Source organism: Parasphingorhabdus marina DSM 22363, assembly GCF_900128895.1.
GTDB lineage: Bacteria > Pseudomonadota > Alphaproteobacteria > Sphingomonadales > Sphingomonadaceae > Parasphingorhabdus > Parasphingorhabdus marina.
In genome coordinates this window covers 965,889-985,084 of sequence record NZ_FSQW01000002.1, presented here as the reverse complement: position 1 = coordinate 985,084, position 19,196 = coordinate 965,889, and the positions used below count along the sequence as shown (strand labels likewise).

Genomic DNA, 19,196 nt, shown 5'->3' with positions numbered 1-19,196 from the left:
CATTTGCCGGGAAGGCTGAGCTACGTTGGGCCCATGTCGGGAAGTGATGCATCTTATATCGACCGGTTCCTGGAAATGATGGCCGCTGAAACCGGCGCGTCGACCAACACTTTGTCGGCCTATCGATCTGACCTTGAGCAGGCTGCGTCCATGTCACCCGATCCCATAAGCGGCGCCGGCAGAGACAGCTTAAAAAAGCTGGCACAGGGATGGAGCAATCTTCAAAACAGCACCGTCGCCAGGAAGTCCTCCGCACTCAGACGGTTTTTCGGATTTCTGGTCGAAGAAGGATTTCGGGATGATGATCCGTCGGACGCATTACCGCGCCCTGCCACGCGCAGGCCGCTGCCCAAGATCCTGTCGCATGAAGAAGTGGAAAAGCTATTTGCTGCCATAGACCATCGGCTGAGCGCAAAGAGACCAAAAACATCAGATTTCCGCCTGTCGGCCCTCATCGAATTGCTTTATGGTTCGGGTTTGCGGGCCAGTGAACTGGTGTCGCTGCCAAGGCAATCTGTTGTCCGGGATCGTCCGTTCCTTATGATCAAAGGCAAGGGCGGCAAGGAACGACTGGTGCCCATTTCCGACCGGGCCAGGAAGGCAGTACAAGACTGGCTGGATCATGTGGCTACGGACCGGCCGTTCCTCTTTCCGTCCCGTACCGGTCATATCAGCCGGATCCGACTGTATCAGATTATCAAGGAACTCGCCGCGCAAGTCGGACTCAATCCCGCCAGGTTGAGTCCGCATGTTCTACGCCATGCCTTTGCCACACATTTGCTGGAGGGGGGAGCGGATCTCAGGACATTGCAAACATTGCTCGGCCACAGTGATATCAGTACCACTCAGATTTATACTCATGTGGACAGCGCCCGACTGGTGAAGCTAGTAAATGAACGGCATCCGCTGAGCCGGGCGAATCTCTCGCGTTGACGTTTTTCGCTCACGGTTCTAACCCGATGACATGACATCATTTCTTGATTTTGAAAAACCGATTGCCGCTCTGGAATCGCGGATCATAGAGCTTCGGGAAACGGCCGACGAAGGCTCGCTGGATATTGAGTCAGAAATCGCGAAATTGCAAACCAAGTCGGCTAACCTTCTTCGCGATACCTATTCCAGATTAACTCCCTGGCAAAAGACCCAGGTCGCACGGCATCCTGACCGACCGCATTTCAAGGATTTCGTCGCTGGGCTTTTTGAAGATTTCATGCCGCTTGGCGGTGACCGGAACTTTGGCGATGACCAGGCGATTATTGGCGGGTTCGCCACTATCGGCAACCAGAAAGTTGTGGTGATCGGACATGAGAAGGGCAGCGATACCGAGAGCCGGCTCAAGCATAATTTTGGCATGGGCAAACCGGAAGGCTATCGCAAGGCGATCCGGTTGATGGATTTGGCAGACCGCTTCTCGCTTCCGGTGGTCACGCTGGTTGACACTTCCGGTGCTTTTCCCGGCGTTTCGGCTGAAGAACGTGGACAGGCGGAAGCCATTGCGAGGTCGACAGAAAAATGTCTGTCGCTGGGCGTCCCCATGGTAGCAGTCATAGTGGGCGAGGGTGGTTCTGGAGGTGCTGTTGCGCTGGCAGCTGCGGAACGCGTCCTGATGCTGGAACATGCCGTTTATTCTGTCATTTCTCCCGAAGGCTGTGCGTCGATTTTGTGGCGGACTGGCGACAAGGCTGATGTCGCTGCAGATGCCATGAAGATTACAGCCCAGAATCTCAAGAAACTGGGTGTCATCGACCGGATCATCAAGGAACCGGTGGGTGGGGCACATCGCGACCCGGATTTATGCATTGCCAATCTGGGCAAAGCGATCGCCGAGGAACTAAAAGCCCTGTCAGACGTTCAGCGTCAGGAACTGCGGAAAATGCGGCGTGACAAATTCCTTGCCATGGGCGCATTGTAAGAAAGATCATGCCGGGGTGAAGATTGTCGTCGGAACCCCATCTGATCGTTCCGATAGACCTTTTTACATCAGCTTCCCTGTTGCTGCGGGTCGGCTTGTTGTAAACTGCCAAGCCAAGGAGAGTTTGACATGAAAATCACGCAGAAGCTTTTGGCCACAGCCGCCTTTGTCGCGGTAGCGAGTTGTACCGGGTCCGGAGCTGATGCTGGAGCGGTGGATTCAGCCGGAAGTCAGTCACGACCGCAGGGCGGCGAAGTTCGAACCATTTCGGCGGCCGACAAAAAGAAAGGTGCCGAAGTCCATCCTCAGCTGCTTCAGGAATTTGGCGGTCCCTATGACGGACCTCAAACTGCCTATGTTGTGCGTGTCGGTCAGGATATTGCCGTGCAATCCGGCCTGGGAGATGCGCGGAGTGACTTTACCGTGACCCTGTTGAACAGCCCTGTGAACAATGCTTTCGCGATTCCGGGCGGCTATGTTTACCTGACCCGCCAACTGATGGCCTTGATGAACGACGAAGCGGAGATGGCCGGCGTTCTGGGGCACGAAGTCGGACATGTTGCTGCGCGGCACAGTCAAAAACGCCAGAAAGCCGCCAGAAGGAACAGCATATTGGGAGCTCTCGGACAGATAGGCGCTGCCGTACTTTTGGGTGACTCCGCAATCGGCAGACTGGGCCAGCAAGTGTTTGGTACTGGCAGCCAGTTGCTGACTTTGCGCTATTCCCGCAAACAGGAATATGAAGCCGATGATCTGGGGATTCAGTATTTGTCTTCCGCCGGATATGACCCGCGCGCGCTGTCCACCATGCTGGCATCGCTGGCAGCGCAATCCGCCATTGATGCCCGCGTGGCCGGTCGCGATGCCCGGGGCGTGCCTGAATGGGCGAGTACCCACCCAGATCCAGCTCAACGCGTGGACAGGGCAGCCCGCAATGCCGGGCAATATGGTTCAAATGGCGGCAAACGCAACCGGGCGGAATTCCTGCGTAATGTCGACGGAATTCTTTATGGAGACGATCCCAAACAGGGCGTGATCGAAGGCAATGATTTCCTCCATCCCGATCTCCGCCTGAAATTCACCGTTCCAAACGGCTTCAAGATGCAAAATGGTGCACGTGCCGTTTCGATAAACGGTTCGGCTGGCCAGGGGCAATTCACCACTGCGGCCTATAATGGCAATATGACGACATATATTGCCAATGCTTTCAAAAGCCTCGCCGGTGAAAACCAGAGCATTTCTTATGGCGAAGTACAGCGTACAACCGTCAACGGCATCCCCGCCGCTTATGCGATTGGGACGGTAAACAACCGGAATGGCAGAGTAGATGTGACTGTTTTTGCCTACGAGTTTTCGAAAAGCAGTGCATTTCATTTTGCGACACTGGCGCCAGCCGGACGTGCCAGTGTCTTTTCGGGCATGTACCAGAGCGTCAGCAGGTTATCGTCTGCTGCAGCAGCGGCCATAAAACCCCGCAAGATTGATGTCGTCACAGTGAAAAGTGGTGATACCGTCAGCAGCCTGTCCAGCCGAATGGCCTATCAGGATTTCCAGATGGAGCGTTTTCTTGTGCTCAACCGGTTGCGCTCAGGTGACGGCCTCCGCGCCGGTCAGCAGGTCAAGATCGTGACCTACTGACGATTTTTCCGGATTGTTTCAGGCACAAAAAAAGACGGCAGCTTTTGCAAGCTGCCGTCTCTTTTTTGAACTAATCCGAAGATTAACCAGCCATCGAGTTTTCGACCTGGGTGAAGGTGTTGCTGAGGGTGTTACCCAGCTGACCCATTGCAACGATAGCTGCAACAGCGATCAGAGCAGCAATCAGACCATATTCAATAGCCGTTGCACCTTCTTCGTTCTTGAACATTTTACGTACGAGTTTCATGTTTGGTCTCCTATATTTGACAAACTTCACTTACCCTTTCGACCAAAAATTTCGGCCGATGTTTCTCAACTTAGTCAGCAATTCTTTACAAAAGTTTAAAGGCAACAACCCGTCAGGAGGAACTGTCGACCACCTGGGTGGCAACGTCATTCCACATGCCCGTGGTTTCATTAGCTACGCCGCTGATAGCCGCCAAGGCAGCCAGAGCAATCAACGCAACAATCAAACCATATTCAACGGCTGTCGCACCTTCATCGGAAAGGCAAATATTCTTCAGAAATTCAATCATATCCCTCTCAACTCTTTAAAAGTTCTGCTAGGTTGCGAACGAGCCGTTTTTCACAGGAATGGATTAACAAAATCCTTACATCGCAAAAAAAAATGGAAAATAATCCGACATATCTGTTTGTCGTTGCTGCGGCCCTGCAGGACCGGAATGGGAATTTTCTCCTGCAAAAACGGCCGGTTGGCAAGCCCATGGCAGGGCTCTGGGAGTTTCCCGGCGGCAAGGTCGAAGAGGGGGAGACCCCCGAGTCGGCTTTGACACGGGAACTGGAAGAAGAACTGGGAATCGTTGTGGATGCCAGTGCTCTTGAGCCTGTTGCCTTCGCCAGCGAGCCATTGGGCGACCGGCATCTGTTGCTATTGCTATATCGCTGTGAAAGCTGGGAAGGGACGGTTGAGACCCGGGAATCGGCGGAACTTATCTGGGTGGCCGCCCAGGAAATGGATGCGGCGGAAATGCCGCCGGCGGATGGGCCGCTTGTCGACCAGCTTAAGCTGCTCCACCCGATCTCGGCCTGACTAGCCGCTAGCCATCCTTGTCGAGGGCCGTGCGAAGCGATACCTTCCCGCTGCCGCGTCGGGCCGGCAACGGCTGGTCAGGATGAGGCGCCCACGCACAGATGTTGACGATTTCGAACATCTCGGAAATTTTGCCATCCGGTTCCGCCTTTTCAGAAAAACTCTTTTTGGCTCCCTGATAGATCGCACGAGACAAAGGCTTGTCATGACCGGCAAGAATATTGGATCCGCCTGCATCCCTCAGATCCGATATGAGCTTATCCATCCGGGAATAGCGGAGCTGATGCCGATCACTGTCGACTACTGCCAGTTTGTATCCGATTCGCGTGAGCAGGTCTCCCATCGTGCGAATATCGATTTGGGGATGGACATGGGCGGAAACGGCTGGTCCTTCCGCCAGCATCAATGATGCCTTGAGCGTTCCCAGGCTTTCTGCTCCCACAAATGCGCCCAGGAAAAGTCCGTCGGGTTTCAGCGCCCGCAGTTGCAATGCCAGAGCACCAGGAAGATCGTTCACACTGTCCAGCGTACCAATACTGATCGCCAGATCGAAACTCTGGTCGGCAAATGGGAGGCGATCTTCATCGCACTGGACCCCCTTTGCCGCCTGAGCCACCTGATAACTCGCATCGGCGACGATAACTGACATTCCTTTGTCCGCAAGTTGACAGGCCAGTTGTGGCGCGGCCAGGCCGTTCACCAGGCAATGCTGAAAGTCGCGTTTCACCAGGTCCAGATTGTCCAGAATCGCAGCGACCATCAGCTCGCTCAGAATGTCAGGACCATCGGCACGCTGAAACGCTCTGTCCCGGACAGATCGTCTGCGACGGCGGTCGAATATTTCACTCTGTCCGGATGGGTCAACCATGAGGTCTTGTGCCTTTGTGTTCGCCGACCGACAAGGAAAAATGGGGCTCGGAAGAATCCTGGTCAGAACTTTTGCAGATTTTGCGCTACCACCGCGCTGTCCGGTCTGCGGTGTGACGGTCGAGGAAAATCACGAGTTTTGCCTGATGTGCTGGCAGCAACTCGAATTTCTGGCCGGACCCTGTTGCATTCAGTGCGGAGAACCTTTTGCCTTTGAGCGATCTCCTGAAAGCAAATGTGGTCAATGCCTTGCAAAACCGCCGCATCTGGACGGTGTCCATGCGGTTGTGCGCTATGGTGATGTTAGCGCCAAAATCATCATCCGGCTGAAATATGGCGGAAGGCTCGGTATTGCGGAACTGATCGCGGGTCATCTGCATCGTTTGGTTGCCGAGGGGGATCCTGCGGATATGATCGTTCCGGTACCCTTGCACCGCTCCCGCCTGTGGTCGAGAGGATTCAACCAGTCTGTTCTGATTGCCGAGGCTCTTGGCCGGCGGATGGCGCGGGATGTCTCTCACAACCTGCTGATTCGCAAACGCCCAACACCGCCATTGAAAAAAATGAACAATGCTGAACGGTTTCAGACAGTGAAAGACGTTTTTGACGTGACCGCAAAAGGGCGATCATTGCTGTCTGGCAAAAAAATTGTGCTGGTTGACGATGTCTATACATCAGGGAGTACCGCCAATGCCTGTGCCCGTATCCTCAAGGCGGGCGGAGCACAAAAGGTCACCCTGCTATGTTGGGCCCGGGTGTGCCATTCCGTCGAATGAGAAGACCGGTTTAGTGACAGTTGCAATTTCGTTGTGGAGAACCCATCTGACAGACCAGAGCATATTGGAGCACAACGATGGCCAAGGTTGAAATATATACCAAATTTACATGCGGTTATTGCTTCCGCGCGAAATCCCTGTTGAGTTCCAGAAATGTCGATTTTGAAGAGTTCGATATTTCCATGGGTGGTGCCAGGCGCCAGGAAATGATTCAGCGGGCCAATGGTCGCACCACGGTTCCGCAGATCTTTATCAATGATCAGCATATTGGTGGTTCGGATGATCTGGCGGCGCTCGATGCCTCCGGGCAACTCGAACAGCTTCTGGCGCAATAAAAATCATGCGCGTCGCGCTTGCCCAAACCTGCACCGGTCTCGATCCGGAGCAGAATGCAAACACCCTGTGCAGCGGGATTTCGGAAGCCGCCGCAGGCGGTGCAGAAATATTGTTTACACCGGAAATGTCCGGCCTGATTGACCGGAACCGCTCTCGTGCAGCATCCAAGATCCGCACTGAATCCGGGGATATGGTCCTTTCTGCGGTCCAGAAACAGGCCGCGCATTGCGGTATATGGGTGGCACTCGGCTCATTGGCCTTGCGGAATGAACAGCGCGACGATGACAAATGGGTGAACAGATCGCTGCTGATCGATCCCGATGGACTGATCGTGGCAAGATATGACAAGATTCACCTGTTTGATGTGGATCTTGATGCAGAGGATTCCTGGCGAGAGTCGGCTGCTTACGCCAGCGGCGACAAAGCAGTGCTCGCACGCGCAGGTGGCGCCAGCATTGGTCTGTCGATCTGTTATGATGTCCGGTTTTCTCGGCTCTACGCGGCTTTGGCAAAGCACGGCGCCGATATCCTGACGGTTCCTGCAGCCTTCACCGTGCCGACCGGCAAAGCGCACTGGGAGGTGTTGCTGCGGGCACGGGCGATCGAGTCTGCGGCATTTGTTGTCGCTGCGGCGCAATGCGGGACGCATGAAGATAGCCGCCGGACCTATGGTCATTCGCTGGTCGTCGATCCCTGGGGCCGGGTTCTGCTCGACATGGGGGAGGAGATTGGTGTCGGATTCTGTGATATCAACCTGAAGGATATTGAGGAGGTAAGACAAAAATTGCCCGTGCTGAAGAACCGGCGGGACTTTGCGGATCCGGAGTTGCTGAAATGATCGTTTTCGACCTTGTTTGCGAGCCGCAGGGCCACACATTCGAAGGATGGTTCGGATCATCGGCAGAGTTTGAGGACCAGAAGGCCCGTGGTCTTCTGACTTGCCCCGCCTGTGGATCTCTGTCCGTGAGCAAGGGATTGATGGCACCCAATGTCAGTGCGAAGGGCAATCAGTCCTCCCGCGGCCCGGCCAGGGAGAAGGACGCCGGTTCCGCATCCTCCTCGGGCGGCGTGAGCAATGCCCCGGCAATTCCGCCCGAACAGGGCGAGATTTTGAAGCTGGCTGCGGAAGTCCAGGCAAAACTGCTCGAGCAATCGGAATGGGTGGGCGAGGAGTTTCCGGAGAAGGCGCGCGAGATTCATTATGGCGAAACGGATGAGAAATCTGTCCACGGCACGGCAACTCCGGATGAGGTGGAAGCGCTGGAAGAAGAGGGCATTGAAATTGCTTCACTTCCGTTTCCGCTCACATCACCCAAATCCCGAAATTGAAGCTGGCCTATCCGCAAGTCAAAAGCTAAACGGCTGTTGTTGAAGCGCCCGTAGCTCAGGTGGATAGAGCATCAGATTCCTAATCTGGGGGCCACAGGTTCGAATCCTGTCGGGCGCACCACAAGCTTCAGCGATCAGAGATCAAACGGGATCCGGGACATGATTTCCACGGACTTGTCTTCGAACACGGCGTGCCCGAGTTCTTCCTTTTGTGCGGCCAGTTCTACGTCGCGCGCATTCAGCATTTCGATGATCGGATCGTGAAAGCTGTGAACAGCGGCGGTCAGCCAGTCATTGACAAGCGGGTCGCCCCTGGCGCCGGTCATGTCAAAATTCCTGAGCCGCGCAGCGATGGCGTCTGCCGGCATGAAATACTCGTAAGTCACCCAATAGTTGGTCGTAAACCAGCTCATCGGCATCCCGTCCAGACCGAAGCTCAGTGCACCAAAATGCACAACTCCCTGGGTCGGTTTGCCATTGGGCAGTTTCTTGGGTGGATTATAGAGCGATTTGACGCCCTTGAACATTTCCAGCGGAAGGAACAGGTGAAAATGCCCGTGTTCGCCTTCCTCGCGTTCTTCCGGCTTGTGAGCATGGTAGAACCAGCGAGACTGATTGCCTGGCGCAATGCAGTCGCCTTTGGGATAATGTTGATATTGAACGAAAGGGGCGTCTGCCGGTACCACGCGGGGTACCAGCGAGACGCCCTCTTTGGCTATCTGGCCTGTAAGCTCAAACAGCCTTTCTAATGCATTTTCCAATGCAGCGTACTGATATTACTCAGCAGCGCAGGCAGCGGCGCAAGCAGCGGCACATGCGGCACAGCCAGCGGCTTCAGCAGCACAACCAGCAGCTTCAGCAGCGCAACCGGCGGCACATGCAGCAGCACAGCCAGCGGCTTCAGCAGCACAGCCAGCGGCGCAAGCAGCACATTCAGCGGCACATGCAGCACACTCAGCGGCACATTCAGCGGCTTCAACAGCATCGCCAGCCTGCTCGGAACATGCGGAAAGCGCCGGTACTGCCAGAGCCAGGCCGCCTGCTACGAGAAGCATTTTGCGAAGATTGGTTTCGTTAGACATTAAAATATCCCCTTTGGATGAACTAGACCTGCTCCTTTATCTGCAAACATACAGGCATGGCAAGCCTAATTGTCATATATTGCGGAAAATGGCGGAAGATGTCCATTTATTGGGCAAAAATGGTCGATAATGCCCATTTTTTCAGCGAGTAGAATGGCGGTTTTCCGTCTATTTATCGACCCCGCGGATTTTGCCCCACTGACGCGCCATGGTGTAACCGAGATAGCCCGTGCCAAATAACGCATAGAGCGGTTCGGGGATGCCGGACAAATAGCCGTTCATGCCTTCCGCAATAGCTTTCGCCGCTTCTGGCCGGAACGCAGCGATGAAACCCATTGGTATGGCCCAGAGCAGGAGGATGTACATGACGTACAGAAAAGAAGGTCGCGCCCGGCTGGTCCAAGGGTCCGCCGAACCGGCTTCGACAATGATGGCGGAGAGCTGGGTGCGTATTTCCTCCATTTCCCGGGAACTCTCCAGTTTCAACAACTCGAGTTTCGCTCGTTCTCTGGCCGTCTTGTCCGGCAATATCCTGTCGATGATGCTGGTGAGCGGCGGAATCAGGCTGGGCAATAATGACATGTTTTGATCCTTTTCCATCAATGCATGGTTCTTTTTGAGGCGCTTGAGGCCGGGTTTGGCAAATGTTTGCGCGTGTCAGGAGATTCTGTTGGCGAGCCAGCCATAAAGAAAGGCTTCGTTCGCCGGACGCTTTTCCGCCAAACGGATATACCGTGCGCCCTGCAGTGCCTCGACCGCCTTGAGTAACACGGCTTCTCCGGGCTTTCCGCGATGTTTCAGATAGGCCTGCAGCGCTCCGATAGTTTGATTGCCGAGAATTTTGTCGACCAGGATTTCGTTGAAGTCCCGCTCCTGGCGGTTGAGGGCATTCAGAGCCCGCTGGAGGAATCCCGTCGCGATTCCCGGACCCATGTTGATTCCGGTATCGAACAGTTCCACAGCCAGGTCCGGTGCGAATGCATGAACCCGATCAAATCCCGGCTGTGACCAGTATCGGCGCTTGTAGATCTCCTTTGCCACCGATTTTGGGAGGTGGCGCATATCGCCGACATATCCTTTTTGTCGGGCGATTTTCTCTGTAATCCCCCAGCGCGTGGGACCGCCGCGATCGGCCGGATGGTCCGAATAGCCTCCTTCAACGGCAATTGCGTTGTCAATGATCCGATCAATATTCACCGCATTCTCCCGGGTTTGCTGGAACCACGGGACAAGAAGTAACCTATTTGGTTATATGTAGGAAAGCGCCTTTTCCCTCGCCCGGAGGCGATCCCGAAACGGCCAGCAAAAAAGAAGAAAAGATGAAGTTTGAAAATCTGGTCGGGACGAGAGGATTCGAACCTCCGACCCCCACACCCCCAGTGTGATGCGCTACCAGGCTGCGCTACGTCCCGACCATTCGTCTGGCCAGAGGCCATTCGAGAAGCGGCATATATGGTGGTCCGGATCTGATGGCAAGCGGTTTGGACCATTCCGACCTGCAGGCGCTGTCCAATGTTCGAGGTTATTCTCTTGATCTCGACAACCCATGTCACCATCTAGCTAGCGGATTGGCCGACCGGGCTTTGCGATTGCTTTCATGTGGTCTGCGTGATAGGCGCGCGCATCGCAGGGACCGGCCTCCGTCATGACCGGAAGGCAGACGGTTTGTCTGCGACGGTGGATCAGTATTTTTGGGGATTTCCGAATGACGATTTTATGGGTTTCAGCGCAGGCAGCTTCCGGTGGGGCTGGTGGATTTCTTGTCTCGATCATGCCGCTTGTGCTGATCTTTGCGGTTTTCTATTTCCTGCTCATTCGCCCACAGCAGAAGCGGATGAAAGAACATCAGGCAAAAATCGGTGCGGTCCAGAAAAATGACGAGGTCGTCACAGGTGGCGGTCTGGTGGGCAAAGCGACCAAGGTCGATGATGAATATGTTGAAGTGGAACTGGCCAAAGGATTGCGCGTGAAGGCGGTCAAGGGCACGCTTTCGGATGTTGTGCCCCGGGGCAGCGGCAAACCGGCGAACGATTGATTCGTGGAAACAGTCTTGACCGGAACGGGTCGGAAATATTGGGATACTAGTCTGACATGTTAGATTTTCCGCGCTGGAAAGTGATTGCCATCTCCCTGTTGCTCGCTTTTGGCGTGCTGATGTCTCTGCCCAGTCTGTTTTTTGGAGAGAGCCACAAATACTGGCCGACTTTCCTTCCGGATGAAACCATCAACCTGGGTCTCGACCTGTCCGGTGGCAGTCATATTCTCCTTGAAGCGGATCCGGCCGATGTCGCCCGTACCCGGCTGGAGACGATGGAAGAATCCGTCCGCGCGGTCATGCGCCGGGCTGATCCCCGGATCAATATTGGCGACATCTCGCGGCAGGACGGGGTTCTGTCCTTCATGGTGCGCGACTCCACACAAGTTGATGCGGCGCGGGAAGAATTGCTGCCGCTGACTACCGGTGCCGGTCTGACCGGACAGAGGGACTGGGACATAGAAGTTCGCGATGATACGCGTTTTGTCCTGACCCCGACATCTGCCGGTCTCGAAACTGCGGTTGATAATGCCATGGATACGGCGACCGACGTGATCCGGCGCCGAATCGATGAAATGGGAACAAGAGAACCAACCATCATCCGGCAGGGTGATGAGCGGATTGTTGTGCAGGTTCCTGGTCTCGAAGATCCGGAAGCCCTCAAAGCTCTGCTTGGTCAGACGGCCAAGCTGGAATTCAAGCTGGTCGATTTTGAGGCCGATCCCAATGCGGTTGCGTCCGGTCGCGCGCCGGTTGGCAGCCAGATTTTTCCCTATCCCGACAATCCGACCGGTATCCCCAACATTGCGGTCAAACGCCTGGGCGGAATATCGGGCGACAAGCTGACCGATGCGGGGCAGGGCTTTGATCAGGAAACCAACGCACCGGTTGTCAATATCACTTTCGATACCGAGGGCGGGGCCCGGTTTGCACGTCTGACGCAAAACAATGTGGGCCGGCCATTTGCTATCATCCTGGATGGAGAGGTTCTTTCGGCGCCGAATATCAATGAACCGATTCTTGGTGGATCGGCACAGATTTCCGGGAATTTCACGGTGGAAAGCGCTAACCAGTTGTCGATTGCACTGCGATCCGGCGCGCTGCCCGTCGAACTGAAAGTGGTTGAGGAGCGAACGGTTGGTCCGGACCTCGGTCAGGATTCGATCGAAAAAGGCATGCTGGCGGCCATTATTGGCACGGTTGCCGTGCTGACATTCATGGTGGTCACCTATGGCCGCTTTGGTTTCTACGCCAACATGGCGCTGACGCTGAACCTGTTTCTGATCCTGGGCGTGATGGCGATATTCAACGCGACGTTGACACTACCCGGTATTGCGGGCTTCATCCTGACGGTGGGTTCGGCTGTCGATGCCAATGTGCTGATCAATGAACGCATACGCGAAGAGCGAAGGCGGGGCAGGCGCATTATCCAGGCCGTGGAAGTCGGCTACAAGGAGGCGTCCCGCGCCATTTTTGATGCGAATATCACCAACGTGATTGCCGGCCTGCTGCTGTTCATTTTCGGCTCTGGTCCGGTTCGTGGCTTTGCCGTCGTTTTGATCATCGGGATCTGTACGTCGGTGTTCACGGCTGTTGTCGTAACACGCATGTGGGTCGCCCTGTGGTTGCGCAGGAAGCGGCCGCAAGAGCTGGTGATATAGGAGGGAATGGTCATGAAACTTCTCAAACTTGTTCCCGACAATACCAATATCGGCTTTCTGAGATGGCGGAACATCGCTGTCGCGATCAGCGTGCTGATGATCATTGGTTCCTTCGCGCTGGTCGCGACAAAGGGATTGAATTTCGGCGTCGACTTTGTCGGCGGGCAAATGATCCAGGTGACGTTCGAAGATCGCGAGGAAGCTCCGGTCAGCGAGCTGCGCGAGAGTATCGGCGGTCTCGGCTATGGCGAAGCCACGATCCAGCGATTCGGCGAACCCAACCAGGTTTCGATCCGGATGCGCTTGCCCGATGAAGCGCAGGAACGTCCCGAAGCCGCCAATGAAATGACCGCCGAAATCGTCCAGCTGCTGAAATCGGACTATGGCATCGATAAACCGGACTCGGTCGATTCCGTGTCGGGCAAAGTGTCGGAGGAACTGCTCTCCAAAGGTGTGTGGTCACTGGTGGGTGCTTTGCTTGCCATCTCCCTGTACATCTGGATCCGCTTCGAATGGCAATTCGGGGCAGGGGCATTGTTCGCGCTGTTTCATGACGTCTCGCTGACGTTCGGATTTTTCGCGCTGACCCAGCTGGAGTTTAACCTCAACATCGTGGCAGCGCTGCTGACAATCATCGGCTATTCGCTGAACGATACGATTGTCGTCTATGACCGAATTCGCGAAAACCTGAAGAAATATCGCAAGATGGACATTGTTGCGCTGCTCGACCTGTCGGTGAACGAAACGCTGGCCAGGACCGTGATGACCAGCCTGACCATGCTGGTCGCGCTGCTGGCTCTGATTATCTGGGGGCCAGACGTCATTTTTGGTTTCTCGGTCGCGATGTTCCTTGGTGTGTTGATCGGTACTTACTCATCCGTCTACATGGCTGCACCGATACTGATCTGGCTGAAGGTCGGTCCGGACAGCTTCATTCCAGCCGATGCCGACAATGGTAAGGCCGAGAAGCTGGGCGGTCCGGAACAGGCCGGCTGATCGAAGTGACCGGATGGCCCGACCATGGTTGAACTGCGCAAGGATGTCGATTTTGAAGGACCGGTGATTACCGGGTTCACAGCGGACGGTTTCAAGGTGGGCACCGAGCGTATCGACAGCGGCTTGTTGATTTCGCCGTTTCAATCGCTCGCGTGGGACGCACCGGCTTTCGCAGATCTGAGTTTGAGAGATATTGTGGACAGCTTGCAACTCGATCCGGCTCCCGAGTTTTTGCTCTTTGGTTCCGGTCCCGCGATGCAGCAGCCACCGGCCGGTTTCCGCAAGGAAGCGGAAGCGATGAATATCGGCATCGAAGTGATGGACAGCCGGGCCGCAGCTCGTATCTGGGGTGTTTTGCGGGCGGAAGAGCGATGGATTATCGGGGCGTTGCTCCCGCTGTCCTAGTTGCCGATGCGCCCGTCCGAATCGATCCGCTGAAAATGGGCGAGTAACTGATCGCCATTGGATTCCCAGCTGAAACCAGAGACTGTGTCGCGCACCGCCTGCTGATCTGGCGGACTGGCCAGAATTGACCGGATCGCCTCGGCAATGGCGTCGGGATTTTCCTCGACAATTCTGCCAGCATCAGGGTTTGCAAGCAGCTCCTTCGCGCCGCCTGCCGCGCTGATCACGATCGGGGTACCGCATGCCAGCGCCTCAACCCAGGCATTGGCCAAACCTTCCGAACGCGAGACCAATACCGCTATATCGGCTGCGGCCGTCAGCGCAGCCAGCTTCTGATGCGGCACATTCCCCATGAATTGCACCTGACCGGCAACACCCAGCCTGTCGGCGAGGCGCCGGTAATTTGTCTCCTCGGGTCCCGAGCCCGCCAGAATGAGCCGGGCATTGGGAAAGGCGGTCATGGCTTTGATGATGAGCGCCTGGTTCTTGCGCGGGATCAGCGCGCCGGTACAAATGAGAAGCGGGCCGGCAATCCCCATTTCGGCTTTCATCTTCTCACGATTGACCGGCTGAAACTGCGACTGGTCGACACCGGTATAGTGGACTGTGATCCTGTCACCGATCATGCCCAGATCGATCATGTCCTGCTTGAGTGCGCACGACACAGCCAGCAGACCGGCTGCCTTGTCAGCGGCGGCCAGAATCTGATCCTGGCATCCCGGCTGGTTCCCCCAGTGATGAATATCCGCGCCGCGCGCCTTGATACTGAACGGAATATCCAGCTGTTCCGACAGCCGCATAGCCACTGGTCCGTCCGGGTAGAAGAATTCCGCATCGATCAGTTCAAAGGGATTCTCCTCATGGAGCTGGCGCACGAGCGGCAAGATGGCGCGGTATATGCGATCCGGATTGCTCTTCCCGCTCATTCCCGGAATCAGCGGGAAACGCGGACGAAACAGCCTGAGGCCATTCCACAATTCATGGGTTGCAAGACCAACCATGTCCCGGTACCGGGACAATTTGCTGAGCGGCCATGGCGGCAACCCGACCGGATTGATGACGGTAACATCTGCCTCGGCCCGACGATTAAGCTCTGCCGTCTGGCGTTCGACGAATATGCCGAAATTTGCTGCTCCCGCGTGCGGAAACAAAGTCGACAGGGTCAATATGCGAAGCGGTCTGGTCATCGGGATCTGGAAGTGCGGATCACAATGACCGGACAAGACGGACCGCGACGCCAATCCAGGCAGGGTCGCTGACAATCTGCTGGCGGGCTCCGGCGGCGAGTGGCAGGATCTGCAGCTTGCCATCCTCCCGTCCGATCAGCCGGCCAAACAGAAAACGCCCGCCGGGGCGCGGCACCAGCACATCGCGGTTGAGGGCAGAGGCATAGTCGTCTGGTGTGCGGCGGGAGAGCCAGAGATCGTCACCGGCCCGATAGTCACCGGTACTGCTCTTGATGCGCAGGGCGACCATTCCCGCCTCAACCGTCGGCTGATGAATTGTTTCGGTCCGGGTCAGTGCATGCGCACCCTTGTGATCGAGAGTCGCGGCGACCGGAATGTTATCCTGATCGGGAAGTGCCAGGAGGGCGGTGCTGTCCACGCCCAGCGCATCGGCAATCCGGTTGAGCCAGTCGAGCGACAATGTCCGGGTCCCGGTTTCCAGCCGTCCAATCGTCTGGGCCGTTGTCGGGGGCTCACAGCGTCTGGCGACTTCATCCAGCGTAAATCCCCGGTTTTTTCGGACATCACGAATGCGATTGATCATATTCAGCTCCAACCTATATGGTTTTTTCTTTCCTACATTATCTCCAAAATGGCAAGAGTCTTTGCCACGAAATGGAGATGCCAGTGAACAGATCACCCAAGACAGCTGAAGATCCTAGTCTGTTGGTCGAAAGACCCGTCCCGCAAGACGGAAGGGAAAAGAAGAGGAAGAAGTCGGGAAGATCCGGAAGACCGGCGCGCAGCGTCACGGTCAACCTGGCGGAGTCTCCTTTGGCATGGCTGCATGCTCGTGGTCATCTGACCGACCGGCAACTGGATGCAGGAGAAAAACTGCGGGAGGACTGGGAGCGCGCCCATATGGCCCCGGGGATAACCATGAACTGGTCCCTGGTCCCGAGGGATCAGAACCGAAGGTCCGGGGAACAACATCTCGAGCCATCGGAAGTGCAGATTTCTGCAAGGCAGCGTTTTGAAGCGGCTCAAAGCGCATTGGGCAAAGACCTGCATGATATTGCCTGGCGGGTTATCTGTGCCGGGGAAACGGTCCCAAATGCAGAGCGAAACCTCAATTGGCCAGCCCGATCAGGCAAGATTGTGCTCAGGATTGCTCTGGACCGTCTCGCCGATTTTTATCGTTTGCCGGGTTAAGCGATTATCGGGCCTTTTCCATGGCTTCAACCTGTTCCGCCAGTTCCAGCCAGCGCATCTCGGCCTCGTCTTTTTCGGCAAGAAGTGCGGTGTTTTCTGCTGTCAGTTGGTCAAACCGTTCCCGATCGCTATTATAAAGGTCCGCATCCGAAAGTGCTTCTGCAATCGCCGATATCCTGCTCTCAATCTCTTCGATCCGCGCCGGAAGCAGATCATAGTCCCGCTGATCTTTATAACCGAGTTTTTTAGGAGACTGTGACGGGGAAGCGGTCTTGGGTGCGGTTGTTTTTTCCCGGGATGTCGATGCGCTCTTTCGTTTGGTACCAGGTTTGGCCTTGCGTTTGGCTTCCCATTCCGCATAGCCACCGGCGACAATGTCCACCTCTCCGCTGCCATCGAGCCCGAGCGTGACAGTAACCGTTCTGTCCAGAAAATCCCTGTCATGGCTGACCAGCAGCACGGTTCCGTCATAGTCGGCGATGACTTCCTGGAGCAGATCCAGGGTTTCCAGATCCAGATCATTGGTTGGTTCGTCGAGGACCAACAGATTCGACATGCGGGCAAATTCCCGCGCGAGCAGGAGGCGCGACTGCTCTCCGCCGGAAAGGGTTCCGACCTTCGCATCGATCAACTCGGGTGCAAAAAGAAAATCCTTGAGATAACCCTGAACATGCTTTTTGACCCTGCGGACATCGACCCAGTCGCTACCGTCCGCCAGAATATCGCGCACGGACTTACCGGGTTCCAGCAATTTGCGTTGCTGATCGATAAATATGCCGCTCAGTGTCTTTGCCAGCGTGACCTGACCTGTGTCCGGGGCGAGTTCACCGGTGAGTATTTTCAGCAAGGTTGTTTTGCCCGCACCATTGGCGCCAACGAGCCCGATACGATCCCCCCGCTGAATGCGCAGGGAGAAGTCGCGGATTACCGTTCGTTTGTTGGAACCATCGCCAAATGTCTTTGATACATGCTCGGCGGTAATTACCGACTTCGTCCGGCTGTCATCGCTCTGGACCTTCAGAGCCGCCGTTCCGGCAGGCCCAATCATCGCTGCGCGCTGTGCCCGCATTTCGTAAAGTTTTTCGAGGCGTCCCTGGTTGCGCTTGCGCCGGGCAGTCACTCCGCGCTCCAGCCAGTGTGCTTCCAGCTTCAGCCGGGCATCGAGTTTCCTCGCCGCCTGCGCCTCGTCGGCATGGATCTTCTCCATCCAGGCATCATATCCGCCAAATCCAACCTCCTGACGGCGGAGGGCCCCGCGGTTGAGCCAGGCTGTCTGTTTCGTCAGCCGGGTGAGAAAGGTGCGGTCATGGGAAATGGTGATGAAAGCACCACTATATCGACCGAGCCATTGCTCGAGCCAGTTGATCGCCCCCAGATCGAGATGATTGGTCGGCTCATCAAGCAGCAACAGATCCGGTTCGGATGCCAGTGCCCGGCAAATGGCAGCACGCCGTTTTTCCCCGCCACTGGCTTTGGTCGCCTTGATGGAAAGATTGATGCCCAACTGGTCTGCAATCGCTTCCACGTCATGAACAGCTGGGCCCTGATCGCCCGCAACAGCAAAATCCAGAAGCGTTTCGAACGGTGCAAAATCCGGTTCCTGTTCCAGCATGACAATATTTGTGCCCGGCTGGATCATGCGGCGCCCCTTGTCCGCCTCAATCTGATCGGCGAGCAAGCGGAGCAATGTGGTTTTTCCTGCGCCATTGCGACCAATCAACGCCAGCCTGTCCCGCGGTCCCACATGAATATCGAGATCGCGAAACAGCATGCCTTCTCCCTGGTGGAGAGAAAGCCCTTCATAGGACAGGATGGGTGGCTGGGACATATCCAAGCCGGTTAGGGGGAAGACCGCCTTTGCTCAAGCCCCCAGTTGGGAAAAACCCTTTCCTTTCCCAACTCGTGGGGAAACCATTTTGCCTTTGTTCAGTTATCGCGTCATAAGTCATCATCACAAGGGAGGGTTTCACATGCACAAAATGCCTCGGCTTCCAGCTAGCCTCGTTGCGAGTGCGGCATTGGCCTTTTGGACTCCGGTGACCCTGCAGGCAGCAGAGGTCCAGATTTCTGCACAACATCCTGTGGTCGATCTCCGCGTCACCGAAACGGTGGAAAGCGTTCCTGATACGGCTTCCTTCAGCACGGGTGTTGAAACCACGGCTGCTACTGCCACGCAGGCGTTGCGCCAAAATTCGCGGCAAGTCCGGGTTCTGATCGACAAGCTGAAATCCCTCGGAATAGCGCAAAAGGATATCCAGACGACGGGAATAAGCCTGAACGCCAATTATGACTATGATCGGTCCACCCGTGAGAACCGGTTCACCGGATATCGGGTGTCCAATCAGGTCAGTGCCAAAGTCCGAAACCTTGATGATCTGGGCCGCATACTGGATGCGCTTGTCAGTGAAGGTGGGGCGACCAGTCTGAACGGCCCCTATTTCAGTGTCCGGGATGACAGTGAACTGAAGGAGCAGGCGCGTAACCGGGCATTGCAATCTGCGAGGGAACAAGCTGAGTCCTACGCTGCAATATCGGGCTTTTCCGGAGTCAAATTATTGTCCATCTCGGAAACTCTGCGGAACAGCTCGCCGGCTGGACCGGTCCCGATGCGGGCGATGGTCGCCGAAGCCGATGCCAGTGTCCCGATATCGGCCGGTCAGGTGGGGACCAGCGTGACTCTTCAAATCAGTTTCGAAATGATTCCTTAACAATATTCGCTATTGAGTGAAT

General features: G+C 55.8%; 24 protein-coding genes and 2 tRNA genes. 15 read left to right on the top strand and 11 right to left on the bottom strand.

Translation table 11 applies throughout. The features are described from left to right. Positions 1-33: 33 nt before the first annotated feature. From BUQ90_RS14450 to BUQ90_RS14440, 3 genes are all read left to right on the top strand, one after another. A complete protein-coding gene (locus BUQ90_RS14450) occupies positions 34-933 on the top strand; it encodes a tyrosine recombinase (RefSeq protein WP_074205837.1) in 900 nt (299 codons plus the stop codon). A 31-nt stretch (positions 934-964) separates the two neighbouring features. Beyond that, entirely contained in the window at positions 965-1,912 is a 948-nt protein-coding gene (locus BUQ90_RS14445) for an acetyl-CoA carboxylase carboxyltransferase subunit alpha (protein WP_074205836.1), read from the top strand. A gap of 129 nt (positions 1,913-2,041) precedes the next feature. Beyond that, complete coding sequence (locus BUQ90_RS14440; RefSeq protein WP_074205835.1) at positions 2,042-3,550, top strand: M48 family metalloprotease; 1,509 nt, start codon at positions 2,042-2,044, stop codon at positions 3,548-3,550. An 82-nt stretch (positions 3,551-3,632) separates the two neighbouring features. Here the strand turns inward: BUQ90_RS14440 and BUQ90_RS14435 are convergent, their stop codons facing one another. Further along, a complete protein-coding gene (locus tag BUQ90_RS14435; protein ID WP_074205834.1) occupies positions 3,633-3,797 on the bottom strand; it encodes a Flp family type IVb pilin in 165 nt (54 codons plus the stop codon). A 112-nt stretch (positions 3,798-3,909) separates the two neighbouring features. Further along, positions 3,910-4,086: a Flp family type IVb pilin gene (locus BUQ90_RS14430; RefSeq protein WP_074205833.1), complete on the bottom strand. Its 177-nt coding sequence runs from the start codon at positions 4,084-4,086 to the stop codon at positions 3,910-3,912. 92 nt (positions 4,087-4,178) lie between these two features. On the opposite strand from BUQ90_RS14430, the gene BUQ90_RS14425 reads away from it, so the two are divergent. Continuing rightward, positions 4,179-4,601 (top strand): (deoxy)nucleoside triphosphate pyrophosphohydrolase, encoded by a 423-nt coding sequence (locus BUQ90_RS14425; RefSeq protein ID WP_074205832.1) that lies wholly within the window; start codon positions 4,179-4,181, stop codon positions 4,599-4,601. Positions 4,602-4,608: 7 nt separating this feature from the next. On the opposite strand, the gene BUQ90_RS14420 is transcribed toward BUQ90_RS14425, so the two are convergent. Beyond that, entirely contained in the window at positions 4,609-5,469 is an 861-nt protein-coding gene (locus BUQ90_RS14420) for a methyltransferase domain-containing protein (RefSeq protein WP_074205831.1), read from the bottom strand. Between the two features lie 40 nt (positions 5,470-5,509). Here BUQ90_RS14420 and BUQ90_RS14415 point away from each other — a divergent pair, with 40 nt between their 5' ends. From BUQ90_RS14415 to BUQ90_RS14395, 5 genes are all read left to right on the top strand, one after another. Then, on the top strand, positions 5,510-6,244 hold the full coding sequence (locus BUQ90_RS14415) for a ComF family protein (RefSeq protein WP_074205830.1): 735 nt from the start codon (positions 5,510-5,512) through the stop codon (positions 6,242-6,244). A 77-nt stretch (positions 6,245-6,321) separates the two neighbouring features. Further along, entirely contained in the window at positions 6,322-6,579 is a 258-nt protein-coding gene (gene grxC / locus BUQ90_RS14410; RefSeq protein ID WP_074205829.1) for a glutaredoxin 3, read from the top strand. Positions 6,580-6,584: 5 nt separating this feature from the next. Further along, positions 6,585-7,418, top strand: a complete 834-nt coding sequence (locus BUQ90_RS14405; RefSeq protein WP_074205828.1) for a carbon-nitrogen hydrolase family protein — start codon at positions 6,585-6,587, stop codon at positions 7,416-7,418. After that, a complete protein-coding gene (locus BUQ90_RS14400) occupies positions 7,415-7,909 on the top strand; it encodes a DUF1178 family protein (protein WP_074205827.1) in 495 nt (164 codons plus the stop codon). The genes BUQ90_RS14405 and BUQ90_RS14400 overlap by 4 nt, the downstream gene beginning before the upstream one ends. Positions 7,910-7,953: 44 nt before the next feature. Continuing rightward, positions 7,954-8,030 (top strand) — tRNA-Arg (locus tag BUQ90_RS14395). 13 nt (positions 8,031-8,043) lie between these two features. Here the strand turns inward: BUQ90_RS14395 and BUQ90_RS17615 are convergent. The 5 genes from BUQ90_RS17615 to BUQ90_RS14365 all read right to left on the bottom strand — a co-directional run bounded on the left by BUQ90_RS17615 (position 8,044) and on the right by BUQ90_RS14365 (position 10,403). Further along, the gene (locus tag BUQ90_RS17615; protein ID WP_143182874.1) at positions 8,044-8,670 is read right to left on the bottom strand and encodes a DUF6969 family protein; all 627 of its coding nucleotides are present in this window, start codon (positions 8,668-8,670) and stop codon (positions 8,044-8,046) included. After that, entirely contained in the window at positions 8,655-8,894 is a 240-nt protein-coding gene (locus tag BUQ90_RS14380; RefSeq protein WP_159437118.1) for a hypothetical protein, read from the bottom strand. Before BUQ90_RS14380 ends, BUQ90_RS17615 begins: the two co-directional genes overlap by 16 nt. A 265-nt stretch (positions 8,895-9,159) precedes the next feature. Further along, entirely contained in the window at positions 9,160-9,573 is a 414-nt protein-coding gene (locus BUQ90_RS14375; RefSeq protein ID WP_074206456.1) for a holin family protein, read from the bottom strand. A gap of 75 nt (positions 9,574-9,648) precedes the next feature. After that, positions 9,649-10,188: a glycoside hydrolase family 108 protein gene (locus BUQ90_RS14370; RefSeq protein ID WP_074205823.1), complete on the bottom strand. Its 540-nt coding sequence runs from the start codon at positions 10,186-10,188 to the stop codon at positions 9,649-9,651. A 138-nt stretch (positions 10,189-10,326) separates the two neighbouring features. After that, positions 10,327-10,403: transfer RNA gene (locus tag BUQ90_RS14365), tRNA-Pro, on the bottom strand. Between the two features lie 293 nt (positions 10,404-10,696). Between BUQ90_RS14365 and yajC the strand changes: the two genes are divergently transcribed. From yajC to BUQ90_RS14345, 4 genes are read left to right on the top strand one after another with little or no spacing between them, the layout of a single operon-like run. Continuing rightward, positions 10,697-11,026, top strand: coding sequence for a preprotein translocase subunit YajC (yajC, locus tag BUQ90_RS14360; protein ID WP_074205822.1), 330 nt, complete (start codon positions 10,697-10,699; stop codon positions 11,024-11,026). Between the two features lie 56 nt (positions 11,027-11,082). Beyond that, positions 11,083-12,687, top strand: coding sequence for a protein translocase subunit SecD (gene secD, locus BUQ90_RS14355; protein ID WP_074205821.1), 1,605 nt, complete (start codon positions 11,083-11,085; stop codon positions 12,685-12,687). Between the two features lie 12 nt (positions 12,688-12,699). Further along, positions 12,700-13,683, top strand: coding sequence for a protein translocase subunit SecF (secF, locus tag BUQ90_RS14350; protein WP_074206455.1), 984 nt, complete (start codon positions 12,700-12,702; stop codon positions 13,681-13,683). 24 nt (positions 13,684-13,707) lie between these two features. Continuing rightward, positions 13,708-14,088, top strand: a complete 381-nt coding sequence (locus BUQ90_RS14345; protein ID WP_074205820.1) for an Mth938-like domain-containing protein — start codon at positions 13,708-13,710, stop codon at positions 14,086-14,088. On the opposite strand, the gene BUQ90_RS14340 is transcribed toward BUQ90_RS14345, so the two are convergent. Continuing rightward, positions 14,085-15,275 (bottom strand): glycosyltransferase, encoded by a 1,191-nt coding sequence (locus tag BUQ90_RS14340; protein ID WP_074205819.1) that lies wholly within the window; start codon positions 15,273-15,275, stop codon positions 14,085-14,087. The genes BUQ90_RS14345 and BUQ90_RS14340 overlap by 4 nt on opposite strands. Before the next feature lie 19 nt (positions 15,276-15,294). After that, complete coding sequence (locus BUQ90_RS14335; protein ID WP_074206454.1) at positions 15,295-15,858, bottom strand: helix-turn-helix domain-containing protein; 564 nt, start codon at positions 15,856-15,858, stop codon at positions 15,295-15,297. Between the two features lie 17 nt (positions 15,859-15,875). Here BUQ90_RS14335 and BUQ90_RS14330 point away from each other — a divergent pair, with 17 nt between their 5' ends. Continuing rightward, positions 15,876-16,466, top strand: a complete 591-nt coding sequence (locus tag BUQ90_RS14330) for a DUF6456 domain-containing protein (protein WP_420812022.1) — start codon at positions 15,876-15,878, stop codon at positions 16,464-16,466. A 4-nt stretch (positions 16,467-16,470) separates the two neighbouring features. On the opposite strand, the gene BUQ90_RS14325 is transcribed toward BUQ90_RS14330, so the two are convergent. Next, positions 16,471-18,294, bottom strand: a complete 1,824-nt coding sequence (locus BUQ90_RS14325; protein WP_074205818.1) for an ABC-F family ATP-binding cassette domain-containing protein — start codon at positions 18,292-18,294, stop codon at positions 16,471-16,473. Positions 18,295-18,436: 142 nt separating this feature from the next. Between BUQ90_RS14325 and BUQ90_RS14320 the strand changes: the two genes are divergently transcribed. Then, entirely contained in the window at positions 18,437-19,174 is a 738-nt protein-coding gene (locus BUQ90_RS14320; protein WP_159437117.1) for an SIMPL domain-containing protein, read from the top strand. Positions 19,175-19,196: the final 22 nt, after the last annotated feature.

Excerpts from the sequence above, each read along its gene's own strand:
- BUQ90_RS14450 (WP_074205837.1), top strand. The coding sequence starts at position 34 with ATGTCGGGAAGTGATGCATCTTATATCGACCGGTTCCTGGAAATGATG.
- BUQ90_RS14445 (WP_074205836.1), top strand. The coding sequence starts at position 965 with ATGACATCATTTCTTGATTTTGAAAAACCGATTGCCGCTCTGGAATCG.
- BUQ90_RS14440 (WP_074205835.1), top strand. The coding sequence starts at position 2,042 with ATGAAAATCACGCAGAAGCTTTTGGCCACAGCCGCCTTTGTCGCGGTA.
- BUQ90_RS14435 (WP_074205834.1), bottom strand. The coding sequence starts at position 3,797 with ATGAAACTCGTACGTAAAATGTTCAAGAACGAAGAAGGTGCAACGGCT.
- BUQ90_RS14430 (WP_074205833.1), bottom strand. The coding sequence starts at position 4,086 with ATGATTGAATTTCTGAAGAATATTTGCCTTTCCGATGAAGGTGCGACA.
- BUQ90_RS14425 (WP_074205832.1), top strand. The coding sequence starts at position 4,179 with ATGGAAAATAATCCGACATATCTGTTTGTCGTTGCTGCGGCCCTGCAG.
- BUQ90_RS14420 (WP_074205831.1), bottom strand. The coding sequence starts at position 5,469 with ATGGTTGACCCATCCGGACAGAGTGAAATATTCGACCGCCGTCGCAGA.
- BUQ90_RS14415 (WP_074205830.1), top strand. The coding sequence starts at position 5,510 with ATGGGGCTCGGAAGAATCCTGGTCAGAACTTTTGCAGATTTTGCGCTA.
- grxC (WP_074205829.1), top strand. The coding sequence starts at position 6,322 with ATGGCCAAGGTTGAAATATATACCAAATTTACATGCGGTTATTGCTTC.
- BUQ90_RS14405 (WP_074205828.1), top strand. The coding sequence starts at position 6,585 with ATGCGCGTCGCGCTTGCCCAAACCTGCACCGGTCTCGATCCGGAGCAG.
- BUQ90_RS14400 (WP_074205827.1), top strand. The coding sequence starts at position 7,415 with ATGATCGTTTTCGACCTTGTTTGCGAGCCGCAGGGCCACACATTCGAA.
- BUQ90_RS14380 (WP_159437118.1), bottom strand. The coding sequence starts at position 8,894 with ATGCTGTTGAAGCCGCTGAATGTGCCGCTGAGTGTGCTGCATGTGCCG.
- BUQ90_RS14375 (WP_074206456.1), bottom strand. The coding sequence starts at position 9,573 with ATGTCATTATTGCCCAGCCTGATTCCGCCGCTCACCAGCATCATCGAC.
- yajC (WP_074205822.1), top strand. The coding sequence starts at position 10,697 with ATGACGATTTTATGGGTTTCAGCGCAGGCAGCTTCCGGTGGGGCTGGT.
- secD (WP_074205821.1), top strand. The coding sequence starts at position 11,083 with ATGTTAGATTTTCCGCGCTGGAAAGTGATTGCCATCTCCCTGTTGCTC.
- secF (WP_074206455.1), top strand. The coding sequence starts at position 12,700 with ATGAAACTTCTCAAACTTGTTCCCGACAATACCAATATCGGCTTTCTG.
- BUQ90_RS14345 (WP_074205820.1), top strand. The coding sequence starts at position 13,708 with ATGGTTGAACTGCGCAAGGATGTCGATTTTGAAGGACCGGTGATTACC.
- BUQ90_RS14340 (WP_074205819.1), bottom strand. The coding sequence starts at position 15,275 with ATGACCAGACCGCTTCGCATATTGACCCTGTCGACTTTGTTTCCGCAC.
- BUQ90_RS14335 (WP_074206454.1), bottom strand. The coding sequence starts at position 15,858 with ATGATCAATCGCATTCGTGATGTCCGAAAAAACCGGGGATTTACGCTG.
- BUQ90_RS14330 (WP_420812022.1), top strand. The coding sequence starts at position 15,876 with ATGGTTTTTTCTTTCCTACATTATCTCCAAAATGGCAAGAGTCTTTGC.
- BUQ90_RS14325 (WP_074205818.1), bottom strand. The coding sequence starts at position 18,294 with ATGTCCCAGCCACCCATCCTGTCCTATGAAGGGCTTTCTCTCCACCAG.
- BUQ90_RS14320 (WP_159437117.1), top strand. The coding sequence starts at position 18,437 with ATGCACAAAATGCCTCGGCTTCCAGCTAGCCTCGTTGCGAGTGCGGCA.